Consider the following 14,938-nt stretch of genomic DNA (forward strand, 5'->3'; position numbering starts at 1 on the left):
CGATGCCACGGCTCGCGCACGTCTACAGCGACTGGTGGCCGCCGTCGCCCGTCAACAGCCTCGGCTGGCCTGGGCCGCGGGAGACCGCGCCGACAACACCACCGTGCTGGCAACCGATCTGGCCAGCGGTTGGATCCCACCGGGCATCGACCTCCCGGCGGCGGTGACGCTGCTGCCCCCGGCACGCCGCCGCGGCGACCTCGAAAATCTGCTCGGCGAAGTCAACGTCGCAGCCGCCTATGCCCCGGTCCACCACCTGCCCGACGAGGACGAACCGGTCCCCACATCGCCCCGCCCACGGCGCGCACCCGACGTCGACGAACTCGGCCCGGAACTCGCGCAGGCGACCCAGTGGCGCGACGGCCTACCCCGACTGGCCCACACCCTGGCCAAAGCGGCTTCCACGGGCACTGGGGTACTCGACTCCGAAGTCGAACTCCTACACCAGCATCTGGCCACCGTCAGCACTCGCGTGCTGGACTCCTACCCCGAAGACGTAGACACGAACGACGTTGGCAACTGGCAACTTCTGGCCTCTATCGACGCGCTGATCGCCGGCGACAAGACCGCTGCCAACTACCACCTCGCCTGGTTCCAAGCCCTCATGGCGACTCAGCCAGCGTGATTTGGTGCCGTCCCGCCGGCACCGCCACCGTCGACCCGGCCGGCTGACCGTCGAGTTGTACCGAAACCCCCGCAGGTAGCCCGCCCAGCGTGATCTGCGCGGGAATGTCGCTGGCCACCGCGATCGTCGATGAGGGCAACGCGGCCAGGCCCGCGCGTTTGACGTCGACAGTCAGGCTGGCGACCCCGGTGAGGGCCAGCGTCAGATACGGCATCTTGCCGACCGGCCCCCCCACCTGCCAGTCCAGTTCGCTGTACAACCCGGGACTCGGGTCGAAGCCCGGGATGAACCCGCGGTGATGCTGAATGGTGTGCGTCGGGTCCGGGCGGGCATAGGAACGCGCGTCGACCTTGGCGGTGGCCCCACGCCGCGCCACCACCGCCGGGTCGGCTTTCAGCTCCGACAACCACCACACCTGATCGGGCCCGATGCCCAGGTCGGCCCGCACCAATTGCGGATACCACGCAAACGTGATGTGCCCCGGATCCGATTGGCGCAGGCCGGTTCCCATGTGCTTGATCGGATCCTCGAACCTGTCCTGAAATATCCAGGCGATGTGATCCTCGAGCGGATAAACCGTGAACCGGTGCCGGTAGCCGAGCCGGTCGAGTTCGAGCACCTGCTCGGCGGCCGATGGGAACGGCACCAGTTCGTCAACCAGCCCGTGCGCGATGACATACGGCAGCCAGCGGGCGTTCACCAGCAGCTTCCACGTGTCGCCTTCTCGTGCGCAGTGTGAATTCAGGTCGAGGTCGGCCGGAAGGTCGACGTCGGGAAGCAGCCGCACCCCGCACGCGGGCGGGCCGGCCAGGACCACCGCCTGCGCGAACACCTCCGGGTAGGACAACCCCAGCTTGTAGGCCGCGTACCCGCCCATCGAATAACCCGAGACCACAGTGCGGTTGGGGTCGGTGCCCAGCTGTTCGGCGACTCTCGCCCACACTTCCCAGACGTCGAGTTCCCCGGTGTCGAAGTACCAGGTCGACGGGCCCCGCGCCAGCGGCGTGATCACCACCGACTCGCGTCCCTCGCACACCTCGTCCAGCAGGCGCGGATCGATCGCGGCGAACTGGGTTTGCCCGAGCGCAAGCGAGTGCAGCAGCAGGGTCAACGGCAGCGACCGGCCGGGCGCATACGTCGAAGGCAGGCATATCGAATACGGCTGCACCCGCCCGAGGAACTGCGGTCTGGTGCTCAAAATGTCGTCCGCCGCGACGCCCTGCCCGATTTCGATCGACGACACGTACCAGCGGGTGGACGGCCCGGTGATGACCGGCTCAGGGGCCGTTTCACGGGCCGCGAGCTTGCCCCACGCCACCGCAACCGAGAACTGCGACACGTCCCCGCTGGTCAGCGCCGCGGCCTGGGCGGAGTCGGACCAGAAGTTCAAGTGCGGCGGCTCCTGCGCGTTCGTGCGGAACGCGACGTTGTAGACGTTGGGCTGCCCGGGCAGCGCGCCGTGACCGGCGGGCACGTCGGCGAACCCGTCCCCCGCGGCGTTGGCCAACCCGGCGGCCAGCCGTACCGTCCAGCTGCCGGTCGGCTCCACCAGCGACCGCGGCACCTGCGCCAGAAACGACCGCGCCGGCAGGTCGACGCTGTGCTCGACCGGCGTCTCTACCTGCGTGGTCAGGTCGACCAGCCGGGCGCCGCGACCCGACACCAGCAGGGCCATGTCAATCCCCGCCGAACGCACACCCGCCCCGAACGGCCACTCCCCGGACTCGGCGGCCGCGCGATCGGTGTCGAAGGTGAACAGCGCGATCGGGACCGAGGCGTCCAGCAGCGTGTTCCAGTCGATCCGCCACCAGGTGTGCGTCTCGGTGAGCCCGATAGCGACCCGGAAGATGTCGGCGCCGTTGCGGGCCGCGGGCCCGTCGGGGTAGATGTAGGTGCCGCGCGGCGGCGCCTGAACCTTCAGGTCCCCGACCGGCAGCCCCGTCGCACCGTGGTCGTCGTACAGGAAGTCGGTCCAGAACAGGGCCCCGCCGGCTATGCGGCCCACACCGCAGGTCCGCGGAAACTCCTCGCCGAACGGCCACCCCGACGGCACCGGCAGCTGCGGCTCGGGCTGTCGCGCGGCCGGCGGCACGCCCTCTGGCATTCCGTCGACCACGACGAGCTCTCCCGGTGGTGCGGGAGTCGCTGCCGGGGGATGCACGACAGCGTCGGCGATGTGACGTGCGATACGGATCGGAAGCAGTGCGAGATCCAAAATTGACACCCCGCCAACCTACTGGGCGCAGGTGACGAGACGGCTAAGTGACTGGTACGACGATCAACTCGTGCGGCCGGTTGTTCACCGAAAGCGCGCCGTCCTCGGTCACGATGACGATGTCCTCGATGCGGGCACCCCAGCGGCCCGGGAAGTAGATGCCCGGTTCGACGGAGAAGGCCATGCCCTCGGTCAGCGGCAGGTCGTTGCCGGCGACGATATAGGGCTCCTCGTGCACCGACAGCCCGATGCCGTGCCCGGTGCGGTGCACGAAATACTCCGCGAGCCCGGCCTCGACCAGCACATCGCGCGCGGCGGCGTCGACCTGCTCGGCGGTCACCCCGGGGCGCACCGCGTCCAAGGCCGCCCGCTGTGCCCGTTGCAGTACCGAATACTGCTGCGCCACATCGTGATTGGGCTCACCGATGCTGTAGGTGCGGGTCGAGTCGGAGTGATATCCGGGCTGGTAGGCGCCGCCGATGTCGACGACGACGACGTCGCCGACCTGCAGTTCGCGATCCGAATACCGGTGATGCGGGTCGGCGCCGTGCGGGCCGGAGCCGACGATGACGAACGCCACCTCCGAATGCCCTTCGGCGACAATCGCTTCGGCGATATCGGCGGCGACGTCAGCCTCGGTGCGCCCCGGCCGCAGGAACTCCGGCACCCGGGCATGCACCCGGTCGATCGCGGCACCGGCCTTGCGCAGCGCGTCGACCTCGCCCGCCTCCTTGACCATTCGCAGCCCGCGCAGCACGTCGGTGGCCAGCACGGGCGGCATGCCCAGCACACCGGTCAGCGGCACCAGGTGCAGCGCCGGCATGGAATCGCTGACGGCGGCCGCGACCGGCGCGCCACCCAACGCTGCGACCACCAGCTGGTACGGGTCGTCGCCGTCGACCCAATCCCGCACCGCCAGGCCCAGTTCCGCAATCGGTGACTCCCTGAGCGACGCCAGCTCAAGCCGCGGCACCACGACCGTCGGCGCCCCTGACCCCGGGATCACCAGCGCGGTGAGTCGCTCGAACGTCTCGGCCCGCGACCCGACGAGATAGCGGAGGTCGTAGCCCGGCGTGATCACCAGGCCGGCCAGCCCGGCCTCGGCAGTCGCGGCAGCCGCGGCCTCAAGCCGTCGGGCGTACACCGCAGCTTCAAACGAATCCATGGCTGGCAGGATAGCCCGCATGCGATCGCCACTCGTCCTACTGGACGGCGCCAGCATGTGGTTCCGGTCGTACTTCGGAGTACCGTCGTCGATCACCGCGCCGGACGGCCGGCCGGTCAACGCCGTGCGCGGCTTCATCGACTCGATGGCCGTGGTGATCACCCAGCAAAAACCCGGCCGGCTGGCGGTGTGTCTGGACCTGGATTGGCGCCCGCAGTTCCGCGTCGACCTGATCCCGTCCTACAAGGCCCACCGGGTGGCCTTAGAAACAAGCGGGGCGGAGCCCGTCGGGCAACCCGACGTCGAGGAAGTGCCCGACGAGCTGACACCGCAGGTCGACATGATCATGGAACTGCTAGACGCGTTCGGGATCCCGATGGCCGGCGCAGCAGGCTTCGAGGCCGACGACGTGCTGGGCACGCTGGCCGCGCGGGAACGGACCGACCCCGTCGTCGTGGTCAGCGGGGACCGCGACCTGCTGCAGGTGGTGGCCGACGATCCCGTCCCGGTTCGGGTGCTCTACCTGGGCCGCGGGCTGGCCAAAGCCACCTTGTTCGGTCCGGCCGAGGTAGCCGACCAGTACGGGGTACCGGTGGATCGGGCCGGGCCGGCCTACGCCGAGCTCGCCCTGTTGCGCGGTGATCCGTCCGACGGCCTGCCGGGTGTGCCCGGTGTCGGGGAGAAGACAGCGGCCATGTTGCTGGCACAGCACGGCTCGCTGGACCGGGTGGTGGCCGCCGCACAGGACCCGGCATCCAAGATGGCCAAGGGTCTGCGAGCCAAACTGCTGGCCGCGACCGATTACATCGAGGCCGCGGGCACGGTGGTGCGGGTAGCCACCGACGCCGCTGTCACGCTGTCGACGCCCACCGACGCGCTCCCGCTGGTTGCCGACGACCCGACACGCACCGCCCGGCTGGCCACCCAGCTGGGCGTCGGGTCGTCGATCGGGCGCCTGCAGAAAGCGCTTGACGCGCTGCCCGGGTGACTACTGCGTCGGCCGGCCGACCTCGTAGGTGCCGTCGTTGTCCTGGAAGGTCACCGTGACTTTGCGCTGCGCGCCGTCGATGGTGACGTTGCAGTCGAAGGTGCCGCCCTTCGAGACCTTGGGATTGTTGCCGCCGTTGCACTTCACGTCTTTGACATTCTTGGCGCCATAGCCGTTGGTCTCATCGGTCAGGATCTGCTGCACACCGGCGTTGGCCTTGTTGACATCCAGTTCGGTGGTGACGAAAAACCGAGGCCCCACCAGGAAACCGAGCACCAAAACGACAAGGGCGATAAGCGCGGCGATACCGCCGACGATGCCCCAGATCATCCCCGAACGCTTCTTGGGCTGCTCGTAGGGTTGCGGGTACTGGCCGGGCTGACCGAATTGGCCGGTCGCGCCGTACGGCGGGGCCTCGCCGTACTGCGGGGCCTGTCCGTACTGCGCGGGCTGGCCGTATTGAGTGGGCGGGCCGCCGAACTGAGAGGTCTGCCCGTACTGCGTGGGCTGCGGTTGCTCGTACTGCGGGACCTGGCCGTACTGGGTGGGCTGCGCAGGGGTCTCATAGCTGGGGGTGGCCGGCTGCTGATACTCCGAGGGCGTGTACGCCGGGGCGTGCCATGTCGCATCCTGGGTCGGCGTGGGCTGCTGCTGCCAGGGCGATCCCGCCGCCGGTCCCAGCTGGGTCGAGTCGTCGGACTGACCCTGGCCGGGCGGTTGCCACGGATTCTGGCCAGGTCCCTGCGGTCCGCTCATCGTTTCTCCTCAGTCCTTTTCACGGTAGTAACCGTAGCTTCGGCCAAGCCTACCCGGCGTCAACTGCGACGACGCCGCGCCGAACGTCATTGATGGCTTGCTTGGCGGTGGCCCGCAGCTCGGCCTCCGGGGCGGCGTTTCGAACCTGGTCCAGCAGGTCGAGAACTTGTCGGCACCAGCGTACAAAGTCCCCCGCCGACAACGGCGGCTCGGCCGCGGCCAGCGCCGCAGCCAGGTCGCCGGTGCGTGCCCAACGGTAGACGACCCGAACGAAGCCGTCGTCGGGCTCACGACTCTGGGTGATCCGGTGGCGTTGCTCATCGGCGCGCAGCGTAACGGATAGCCGCGAGGTCTGGTGTAGCGCCTGGCGCAATTTTTGAGTCGGCGCATCGGCGGCATATGGGGCACCGGGACCGTCACCGCCACGCGTCTCGTAGAGCACGGCCGAGACCACCGCCGCGAGCTCGGCAGGTTTCAACCCGGCCCACGCCCCGGTGCGCAGACATTCGGCCACCAGCAGGTCGCTCTCGCTGTAGATCCGGGCCAGCAGGCGACCGTCGTCGGTGACGTGGGGGTCGTCGGCCGGGCCCTGGATGAAGTCGCGCTCGGTGAGCAGCCCAACGATCCGGTCGAAGGTCTTGGCCAACGAGTTGGTGGCGGCGGCCACCTTTTTCTCCAGCTGCGCGTTGTCGCCCTCGATGCGCAGATAGCGCTCGGCCTGCCGGATCTGCTCCTCGTCGGTCAGATGTGCGGGATGGCGACGCAATTCCGCCCGCAGCGAGGCCAGTTCCGGATCGTGAAACTCGTCGGTCCGACCCTTGTCACCGCCGCGTCGACGCGCGGGCGCCGACAGCCCTTCGGCGGCCGACCGCAGCGCGGAGGCCAGATCACGCCGGACCCGCGGCTGCCGGTGCTCGACCCGCTTGGGCAAGGTCATCGATCCCACCGGCGCCGACGTTCCCGAATAGTCCGCCGACGAAATCCGCCCGGCCCATCGATGCTCGGTCAGCACCAACGGCCGCGGGTCGGAGCTGTCGCGGGCGGACTCCAGGACCACGGCCAGCCCGCCGCGCCGGCCATGGGTGATGGTGATGATGTCGCCGCGACGCAGCGCGGCCAGCGCATCGCCGGCGGCCTGCCGGCGTTGCAGCCGAGACGCACGGGCCTGCGCCCGTTCCATATCGGACACCTTCGCGCGCAACCTCGCGTATTCGAGGATCGGCGCGTCGGCTCCACCCAGTTCCGCGGCGATCTCGGTCAGCATCCGTTTACCGCGCTCGATGCCACGGACGAGCCCGACCACCGAGCGGTCCGCCTGGTATTGGGCGAACGACTGCTCGAGCAGTTGGTGAGCCTGCTGCGGACCCAGCTGGTGCACCAGGTTGATCGTCATGTTGTACGACGGCGCGAAGGAGCTGCGCAGCGGAAACGTGCGGGTCGAGGCCAGGCCCGCCACTTCGGCCGGTTCGCTGTTGTCGTCGTTCGGATTCCACAGCACCACCGCGTGACCTTCGACGTCGATACCGCGCCTGCCCGCGCGGCCGGTCAGCTGCGTGTACTCCCCCGGCGTCAGCGGCATGTGTTGCTCGCCGTTGAACTTCACCAGCCGCTCGAGCACCACGGTGCGGGCGGGCATATTGATGCCGAGCGCCAGCGTCTCGGTGGCGAACACCGCCTTGACCAGGCCGGCGGTGAACAACTCCTCGACGGTGTGCCGGAACACCGGCAACATTCCGGCGTGGTGGGCCGCCAAACCGCGCAGCAGTCCCTCCCGCCACTCGTAGTAGCCGAGCACCGCCAGGTCGGCGTCCGCGAGGTCGCCGCAGCGATGTTCGATCACCTCGGCAATCTGGGCGCGCTCCTCCTCGGTGGTCAGCCGCAGCGGTGATCCCAGACACTGCTGGACCGCGGCGTCACAACCGGCCCGCGAGAACACGAACGTGATCGCCGGCAGCAGCCCCGCGGAGTCCAGGCTCGCGATCACCTCCGGCCGCGCCGGCGGACGGTAGAAACGCGGCCGGTCCGGTCGGCCGCGCCCGGAATGGCGACGCGGCTGCCAGTCGGCCAGCCGATCGGCCTCGCGCCGATGCGCGATGTGGCGCAGCAGGTCGGGGTCGACGCGGGATTTGTCGGTCTTGCTGTCGTAATCGAACAGGTCGAACAGCCGCTTGCCGACCAGGACGTGCTGCCACAACGGCACCGGCCGGTGCTCGTCGACGACGACGGTGGTGTCGCCCCGCACGGTCTGGATCCAGCCGCCGAACTCTTCGGCGTTGCTCACCGTCGCCGAGAGGCTGACCACCCGCACCTCGTCGGGCAGCTGCAGGATGACTTCTTCCCAGACCGGGCCCCGCATCCGGTCGGCGAGGAAATGCACCTCGTCCATGACTACGTGGGAAAGTCCGCGCAGCGCAGGCGAATCCGCGTAGAGCATGTTGCGCAGCACCTCGGTGGTCATCACCACCACGGGCGCGTCGGCGTTGACCGACATGTCGCCGGTCAGCAGCCCGATCTGGTCGCGGCCGTAGCGCGCCGTCAGGTCGGTGTGCTTCTGGTTGCTCAGCGCCTTGAGCGGCGTGGTGTAGAAGCACTTGCCGCCGGATCCCAGCGCCAGGTGCACGGCGAATTCACCGACAACCGTCTTGCCGGCGCCGGTCGGCGCGCACACCAGCACCCCGTGGCCGCGTTCCAGCGCTGCGCAGGCGCGTTGCTGAAAGTCGTCGAGTGCAAAGGGCAGCTCAGCCGCGAACCGGGCCAGCTCGGTCAAACTAGGTGACTTCATCGTAGGTGTCATGGGACGCGGCGACGACGGACGGCTCGGGTTCTGGGGAGGTTATCGCCTCGGGCGGTTCGATGGCCGAGGCCTCGTCATCGGCGACCTGCTCCTCGCGCTTGGCTTTCCGCTTGTCATGCAGCCGGGCGATCTGGATGGCCAGCTCCTGGAGCAGCGTCAGCGCCAGGCCGAGTGCCGTCATCGAGAACGGGTCTGATCCCGGCGTGAACAACGCCGCGAAGACAAACATCGCGAAGATCAAGCCCCGCCGCCACGACTTGAGCCGCTGGTAAGTCAGGACCCCGACGAAGTTGAGCATGACGATCAACAGGGGGAATTCGAAGCTGACGCCGAAAACCACCAGCAGGTTAATCAGGAAGCCGAAATACCGGTCGCCGGACAAGGCCGTCACCTGCACGTCGCTGCCGACGGTCAGCAGGAAGCTCAGCGCCTTGGAAAGCACGACATAGGCCAGTAGCGCACCGGCGATGAACAGCAAGGCCGCCGGGATCACGAAAGCCACCGCGAAGCGGCGCTCCTTCTTGTAGAGCCCGGGAGTGATGAACGCCCACAGCTGGTAGAACCACACCGGACAGGCCAGCACGATCCCGGCCGCCATGCCGACCTTGAGCCGCAGCATGAACTGGTCGAACGGCGCGGTGGCCAGCAGTCGGCACTGCCCGTCGGCGCTGATCGACGCACGCGCCGACTGCGGTAGCGAACAGTACGGATGCCGCAGCCACTCGCCAAGGCTCTCCAACCCGAAGATCGAATGCGTGTACCACACGAACCCGAAGATTGTGGTGACCAGGATGGCGGCCATCGAGATCAGCAGCCGGGTGCGCAGCTCGGCCAGGTGGTCGACCAGGGACATCGTCCCGTCGGGATTGGTGCGGCTACGCCGCTGGCGCGGGTTGAGCTTCTTGAGAAGGTGGGCAGCGCGCACTGAAGTCTTGAGACCGTTCACGACGTTGGGTCAGCGGCGCCCGACGGTCCGCCGCTAAGCCGGCCGTGGCTCGGTGTGATCCTGTTGAGGGGCCGCCGGCGGGTCGACGCGCTGCGACTGCACGGGCGCGGGGCTCTCGATGGCGCCTGCCTTGTTCTCACTCTGCATCTCGCGCATCTCGGACTTGAAGATCCGCAACGACTTGCCCAGCGAGCGAGCCGCATCGGGAAGCCGCTTCGCCCCGAGCAGCAAGATCAGCACGACGATGAGGATCGCCCAGTGCCACGGACCAAAAGCACCTGTCACTTTGATTTACCTCCAGACGTTCACCCGATGCTACCGCAGCGGAGCCGTCCGCTGGTGCGCCCGCGCCACGGCGCGGTGGCTTAGGCCTGCTCCGAGGCCTGTTTCGAGGCCTGTTCCATCAGCTCATATGCCGCAAGAGATGCCGCCGCCGCATTTCGTACACGCTGCGCCAACGCCTGCGGTTCAAGCACCTGCACAGCCGACCCGAAGCCCAGCACCAGACGCGCCATCCAGTCGTCGGAGGCGTATGTCATGACGGCTTCGTACCACCCGTCCGGCAGCTCGCGCACGTCGCGCATCGGGTAGTACTCGAACATCCAGGCCGCCGAGGGCGCCACCCGCAACGTCGCCGACGGCAGCGACGGATCGCCGTCGAACAGCGACGTGTCCGGCGGTGCCTGCAGGACGGGTTCCGGCGGGGCGGCGCGCTCCTTGAGTTCGGTGGCGTCGACGATCCGGTCGAAGCGGAACAGCCGTACCCCGTCCGCCTCCCGCGACCAGGCCTCCAGGTAGCTGTTACCGCCGATCAGCAGTACCCGGATGGGGTCCACGACCCGCCTGGTCAGGGTGTCGTGCGACGCCGCGTAGTAGTCGATAGCCAGCGCCCGTTTGTCACGCACCGCCGCGCGCACCGCGGCCGCGGCCCGGCTCTCGACGGGGGCCGGCTCGTCGACGGCGTGCGAACCCGGGGTGCCGTGCCCGGCGGCACCGGCCGCGGCGGCGAGCTTGGCGATCGCGCTGCGCGCGGCCTGCGGATCGACCACACCCGGAATGTCCCCCAGCGCCCGCAGCGCCACCAGCAGGCCGGTGGCCTCCGGTGAGGTGAGCTTCAGCGGCCGGTCGATGCCCGCCGAGAAGGTCACCTCGACGGTGTCGCCGGAGAACTCGAAATCGATCAGATCGCCCGGGTAGTAGCCGGGCAGACCGCACATCCACAGCTGGTTGAGGTCGGCCTCCAGCTGCTTGGCCGATACGCCGAGTTCGGCGGCGGCCTCAGCGCGGGTGATCCGTGGGTTGGCCTGGAAATACGGCACCATGTTGAGCAGCCGCACCAGGCGGGTGGATACGGGAGTCATTTCGACACACCTGCCGCAGCCCGCAACCGGCCCAGCACGTCCTCACGCAGCGACCGCGGTTCCAACACGATGGCGTCGGCTCCGTAGCCGGTGATGTCACGCGCCAACCGGTCAGAGGAGCCGATATCGATTTCGAGCACCTCGCCGTCTCGGCCGGCCAATTGCCGTGGGCCCAGGGACTTTCCGACGCGCCGCAGCTCAGTGGCGCGCCCGTCGGCCACCCACACCGTGGCCTGAACGCCGGTCGGCGCCTCCCCTACCGTCTGGGCCACGATCCTGCGCAGGTCGACGCCCTCCGGCACGGTGATCGCGCCGGCCTCGCCGATCGGCGTGACCTCGGCACCGATCCGCGAGAGCCGGAAGGTCCGGGTGTCGTCGCGATCGCGGTCGTGGCCGACGAGATACCAACGACCACGCTCGGTGACCACGCCCCAGGGTTCGACGGTGCGAGTGGTGTACGGCGCGCTGCGCGATGACCGATGCGGGAACTGCACCGCCTGACCGGAATCGATGGCCGTCAGCAGAACCCCGAGGACATCTTCCGACCCGCGCAGACCCGGCACTCCGGCGTGGGAGGCGATGGCCACCGGGGCATCCGGGTCGACGTCGACCCCTGCCGCCCGCAGCTTGAGCAGCGCGCCCTGGGTCGCGGTGATCAACTCGGGCGACTCCCACAGTTGCGCGGCGACCGCTACGGCTGCCGCCTCGTCGGGCGTCAGCTCGACCGGCGGTAGCTCGTAGGCGTCGCGGTTGATCCGGTAACCCTCGGTGGGGTCCAGGCTGGACACCCTGCCGATCTCGAGCGGGATACCGAGGTCGCGCAATTCGTTCTTGTCACGCTCGAACATCCGGGAGAACGCTTCGGTGCTGGGGCTGTCCGAATAGCCCGCCACGCTGGTCCGGATTTTCTCGGCGGTGATGTAGCCGCGGGTGGACAGCAGGGCGATGACGAGATTTACCAGCCGTTCGACTTTCGAGGTCGCCATTTGCTCCAGGTTAGATGGCCGGTTTACATGCTCGCGATCAGCCGCTTGACCCGCTCGTCGACGGCGCGGAAGGGGTCCTTGCACAGCACCGTGCGCTGCGCCTGGTCGTTGAGCTTGAGATGCACCCAGTCGACGGTGAAGTCGCGCCCGGCGGCCTGGGCGGCGCTGATGAATTCACCGCGCAGCCGGGCTCGGGTGGTCTGCGGCGGATGGTCGACGGCCTCGGCGATTTCCTCGTCGGTGGTGACCCGGGTGGCCAGGCCCTTGCGCTGCAGCAGATCGAAGACACCGCGTCCGCGCTTGATGTCGTGGTAGGCCAGATCCAGCTGGGCGATCTTGGGGTCGGACAGCTCCATGTTGTAGCGGTCCTGGTAGCGCTGGAACAGCTTGCGCTTGATCACCCAGTCGATCTCGGTGTCCACTTTCGCGAAATCCTGGCTCTCGACGGCGTCGAGCTGCCGGCCCCACAGGTCGACGACCTGCTCGATCTGCGCGTTGGGCTCGCGGATCTGCAGATGCTCGACGGCGCGGCTGTAGTACTCCCGCTGGATGTCCAGCGCGCTGGCCTGACGCCCACCCGCCAGCCGCACCGGCCGGCGCCCGGTGACGTCGTGGCTGACCTCGCGGATGGCGCGAATGGGATTGTCCAGCGAGAAGTCGCGGAACGGAACACCGGCTTCGATCATCTCCAGCACCAGTGCGGCGGTGCCCACCTTGAGCATCGTGGTGGTCTCACACATGTTGGAGTCGCCGACGATGACGTGCAGCCGCCGGTACTTCTCGGCGTCGGCGTGCGGCTCGTCGCGGGTGTTGATGATGGGGCGGCTGCGGGTCGTGGCCGACGAGACGCCCTCCCAAATGTGCTCGGCGCGTTGCGATAAGCAGAACGTCGCCGCCTTGGGGGTCTGCAGCACCTTGCCGGCCCCGCAGATCAACTGGCGGGTGACCAGGAACGGCAGCAGCACGTCGGAGATCCGGGAGAACTCGCCGGCGCGCACGATCAGGTAGTTCTCGTGGCAGCCGTAGGAGTTGCCCGCTGAGTCGGTGTTGTTCTTGAACAGGTAGATGTCGCCGCCGATGCCCTCGTCGGCCAGGCGCTGCTCGGCGTCGATGAGCAGGTCTTCGAGCACCCATTCCCCGGCCCGGTCATGGGTGACCAGCTGGACCAGGCTGTCGCATTCGGCGGTGGCGTACTCGGGATGACTACCGACATCGAGGTAGAGCCGCGCACCGTTGCGCAAGAAAACGTTGGAGCTGCGACCCCAGGACACCACCCGACGGAACAGGTAGCGCGCCACCTCGTCCGGGGACAGGCGCCGATGCCCGTGAAAGGTGCAGGTGACACCGAACTCGGTCTCGATGCCCATGATTCGCCGCTGCACGTAATCGAGCGTACTGGTTGTCCTGCCGTCCCGGTGCGGAAGCCGCGCCCAGGGTGTCTACTAGGAAGATTCAGCGTCGGATTCGCCGGCCGATTCCGAATCCCCGGCATCGCCCGAATCCTTGGAATCCGTTTCCTGCAGCAGCGTCTCCAGCGCGGAGCGGCTGATCCGTTTGAAAGCCCGCCGCGGCCGGTTGGCGTCCAGGATGGCTACCTCCAGGCTGGCCACACCGAGCGGGTGATCGTCGCCGTTGGCGCTGCCCGCGCGTAGCGCCTCCACCGCGATGCGCAGCGCGTCGGGCAGGTCGGCGTTCTCGGCGTAGGAGTCCTTGAGCGCGGTGGCGATCGGCTCGGTGGTGCCGCCCATCACCACGAAATGCGGCTCATCGGCGATCGACCCGTCGTAGGTGATGCGGTAGAGCTCCGGCGGCTTCGGCTCGCCGTAGTGCGCGACCTCGGCGACGCACAGCTCGACCTCGTAGGGCTTGGCCTGCTCGGTGAAGATGGACCCCAGCGTCTGCGCGTAGACATAGGCCAGCTGCCGGCCGGTGACGTCGCGGCGATCGTAAGCGTAGCCGCGGGTGTCGGCGAACTGAATCCCACCGCGGCGCAGATTGTCGAATTCGTTGAACTTGCCCGCGGCCGCAAAGCCCACCCGGTCGTAGAGTTCGCTGATCTTCTGCAGTGAGCGCGACGGGTTTTCCGCGACGAACAGCACACCACCGGCGTAGGCCAGCGCCACCACGCTGCGGCCCCTCGCGATGCCCTTGCGCGCGAGCTCGCTGCGCTCGCGCATCGCCTGCTCAGGCGAGATGAAATACGGAAAGCTCACTTCTCACCGCCGTTGGGGCCGAAAGTGTCTGCGCGCGAACGGCTTTGGATGACCGCACGGGACAGTTCGGCGATGCGGGCCTCGGGGATGTCAACCGCCCCGTCGGCGTCGATGGCGACCGCCGTCGGGTAGATGCCGCGCACCAGATCCGGTCCGCCGGTGGCCGAATCGTCATCGGCGGCGTCGTAGAGCGCCTCCACGGCAACCCGCAGCGCGGAATCGGCGTCGGTGACCTGCGCGTACAACTTCTTTATCGACGACTTGGCGAAGATCGACCCCGAGCCCACGGATTGGTAGCCCTCTTCTTCGATGTTCCAGCCGCCGGCGGCGTCGAACGACACTATGCGGCCCGCGGTGTCCGGGTCGGCTGCGTGGATGTCGTAGCCGGCCAGCAGCGGCAGCGCCACCAGCCCCTGCATCGCGGCGGCCAAGTTGCCGCGCACCATGATCGCAAGCCGGTTGACCTTGCCGGCGAACGTCAGCGGGACGCCTTCGAGCTTCTCGTAGTGCTCGAGTTCGACGGCGTACAGGCGGGCGAACTCGACGGCGATCGCGGCGGTTCCGGCGATGCCGGTGGCCGTGTAGTCGTCGGTGATGTACACCTTTTGCACATCGCGCCCGGCGATCATGTTGCCCTGCGTCGAACGCCGGTCCCCGGCGATGACGACACCACCGGGGAATTTCAGCGCGACGATCGTGGTCCCATGCGGCAGCTGAGAACTGGCGACGCCCGCTTGCGAGCCGCCGCCAAGACCCGCCGGCAGCAGCTCCGGCGCCTGGCGACGGAGAAAATCAGCGAACGAGGACAGGTCTACAGCGGAAGAATTAAGGGACAGGCGATCAGAGAACGGCCAGGTCACTGTCCGCCCTTTTGGACATACGCGCGGAC

At 68.3% G+C, this 14,938-nt stretch carries 13 protein-coding genes; 2 read left to right on the forward strand and 11 right to left on the reverse strand.

Going from position 1 to position 14,938, the window contains the following annotated elements; translation table 11 throughout:
• Positions 1-625: DUF5631 domain-containing protein (locus VML93_RS23020; protein ID WP_325614598.1), on the forward strand; the 625-nt coding region annotated here is incomplete at its 5' end.
• On the opposite strand, the gene VML93_RS23025 is transcribed toward VML93_RS23020, so the two are convergent.
• Positions 603-2,849 carry an alpha/beta hydrolase-fold protein gene (locus VML93_RS23025; RefSeq protein WP_325614599.1) on the reverse strand — a complete coding sequence of 749 codons (2,247 nt, stop codon included), beginning with the start codon at positions 2,847-2,849 and terminating at the stop codon, positions 603-605. The genes VML93_RS23020 and VML93_RS23025 overlap by 23 nt on opposite strands.
• Positions 2,850-2,883: 34 nt before the next feature.
• A complete protein-coding gene (locus tag VML93_RS23030; protein WP_325614600.1) occupies positions 2,884-4,005 on the reverse strand; it encodes a Xaa-Pro peptidase family protein in 1,122 nt (373 codons plus the stop codon).
• Between the two features lie 19 nt (positions 4,006-4,024).
• Between VML93_RS23030 and VML93_RS23035 the strand changes: the two genes are divergently transcribed.
• The gene (locus VML93_RS23035; RefSeq protein ID WP_325614601.1) at positions 4,025-4,993 is read left to right on the forward strand and encodes a 5'-3' exonuclease; all 969 of its coding nucleotides are present in this window, start codon (positions 4,025-4,027) and stop codon (positions 4,991-4,993) included.
• Here VML93_RS23035 and VML93_RS23040 read toward each other — a convergent pair whose 3' ends face one another.
• From VML93_RS23040 to prcB, 9 genes are all read right to left on the reverse strand, one after another.
• On the reverse strand, positions 4,994-5,749 hold the full coding sequence (locus VML93_RS23040) for a DUF4333 domain-containing protein (RefSeq protein WP_325614602.1): 756 nt from the start codon (positions 5,747-5,749) through the stop codon (positions 4,994-4,996).
• Between the two features lie 49 nt (positions 5,750-5,798).
• Complete coding sequence (locus VML93_RS23045; protein WP_325614603.1) at positions 5,799-8,531, reverse strand: RNA helicase; 2,733 nt, start codon at positions 8,529-8,531, stop codon at positions 5,799-5,801.
• Positions 8,518-9,468: a twin-arginine translocase subunit TatC gene (tatC, locus tag VML93_RS23050; RefSeq protein WP_325614609.1), complete on the reverse strand. Its 951-nt coding sequence runs from the start codon at positions 9,466-9,468 to the stop codon at positions 8,518-8,520. Before tatC ends, VML93_RS23045 begins: the two co-directional genes overlap by 14 nt.
• Positions 9,469-9,522: 54 nt before the next feature.
• Positions 9,523-9,774, reverse strand: a complete 252-nt coding sequence (gene tatA / locus VML93_RS23055) for a Sec-independent protein translocase subunit TatA (protein WP_325614604.1) — start codon at positions 9,772-9,774, stop codon at positions 9,523-9,525.
• A gap of 80 nt (positions 9,775-9,854) precedes the next feature.
• Positions 9,855-10,850, reverse strand: a complete 996-nt coding sequence (locus tag VML93_RS23060) for a YafY family protein (protein WP_325614605.1) — start codon at positions 10,848-10,850, stop codon at positions 9,855-9,857.
• The gene (locus VML93_RS23065) at positions 10,847-11,836 is read right to left on the reverse strand and encodes a YafY family protein (protein ID WP_325614606.1); all 990 of its coding nucleotides are present in this window, start codon (positions 11,834-11,836) and stop codon (positions 10,847-10,849) included. The genes VML93_RS23060 and VML93_RS23065 overlap by 4 nt, the downstream gene beginning before the upstream one ends.
• Before the next feature lie 23 nt (positions 11,837-11,859).
• Complete coding sequence (gene pafA, locus VML93_RS23070; protein WP_325614607.1) at positions 11,860-13,218, reverse strand: Pup--protein ligase; 1,359 nt, start codon at positions 13,216-13,218, stop codon at positions 11,860-11,862.
• A 60-nt stretch (positions 13,219-13,278) separates the two neighbouring features.
• Positions 13,279-14,049 carry a proteasome subunit alpha gene (gene prcA, locus VML93_RS23075; protein ID WP_325614608.1) on the reverse strand — a complete coding sequence of 257 codons (771 nt, stop codon included), beginning with the start codon at positions 14,047-14,049 and terminating at the stop codon, positions 13,279-13,281.
• Positions 14,046-14,909, reverse strand: a complete 864-nt coding sequence (gene prcB / locus VML93_RS23080; protein WP_325614610.1) for a proteasome subunit beta — start codon at positions 14,907-14,909, stop codon at positions 14,046-14,048. The genes prcA and prcB overlap by 4 nt, the downstream gene beginning before the upstream one ends.
• Between the last annotated feature and the right edge of the window lie 29 nt (positions 14,910-14,938).

Origin of the sequence: Mycobacterium sp., assembly GCF_035499775.1 — a bacterium.
In the GTDB taxonomy this organism is placed as follows: Bacteria; Actinomycetota; Actinomycetes; order Mycobacteriales; family Mycobacteriaceae; genus Mycobacterium.

Excerpts from the sequence above, each read along its gene's own strand:
- VML93_RS23030 (WP_325614600.1), bottom strand. The coding sequence starts at position 4,005 with ATGGATTCGTTTGAAGCTGCGGTGTACGCCCGACGGCTTGAGGCCGCG.
- VML93_RS23035 (WP_325614601.1), top strand. The coding sequence starts at position 4,025 with ATGCGATCGCCACTCGTCCTACTGGACGGCGCCAGCATGTGGTTCCGG.
- VML93_RS23040 (WP_325614602.1), bottom strand. The coding sequence starts at position 5,749 with ATGAGCGGACCGCAGGGACCTGGCCAGAATCCGTGGCAACCGCCCGGC.
- VML93_RS23045 (WP_325614603.1), bottom strand. The coding sequence starts at position 8,531 with ATGAAGTCACCTAGTTTGACCGAGCTGGCCCGGTTCGCGGCTGAGCTG.
- VML93_RS23060 (WP_325614605.1), bottom strand. The coding sequence starts at position 10,850 with ATGACTCCCGTATCCACCCGCCTGGTGCGGCTGCTCAACATGGTGCCG.
- VML93_RS23065 (WP_325614606.1), bottom strand. The coding sequence starts at position 11,836 with ATGGCGACCTCGAAAGTCGAACGGCTGGTAAATCTCGTCATCGCCCTG.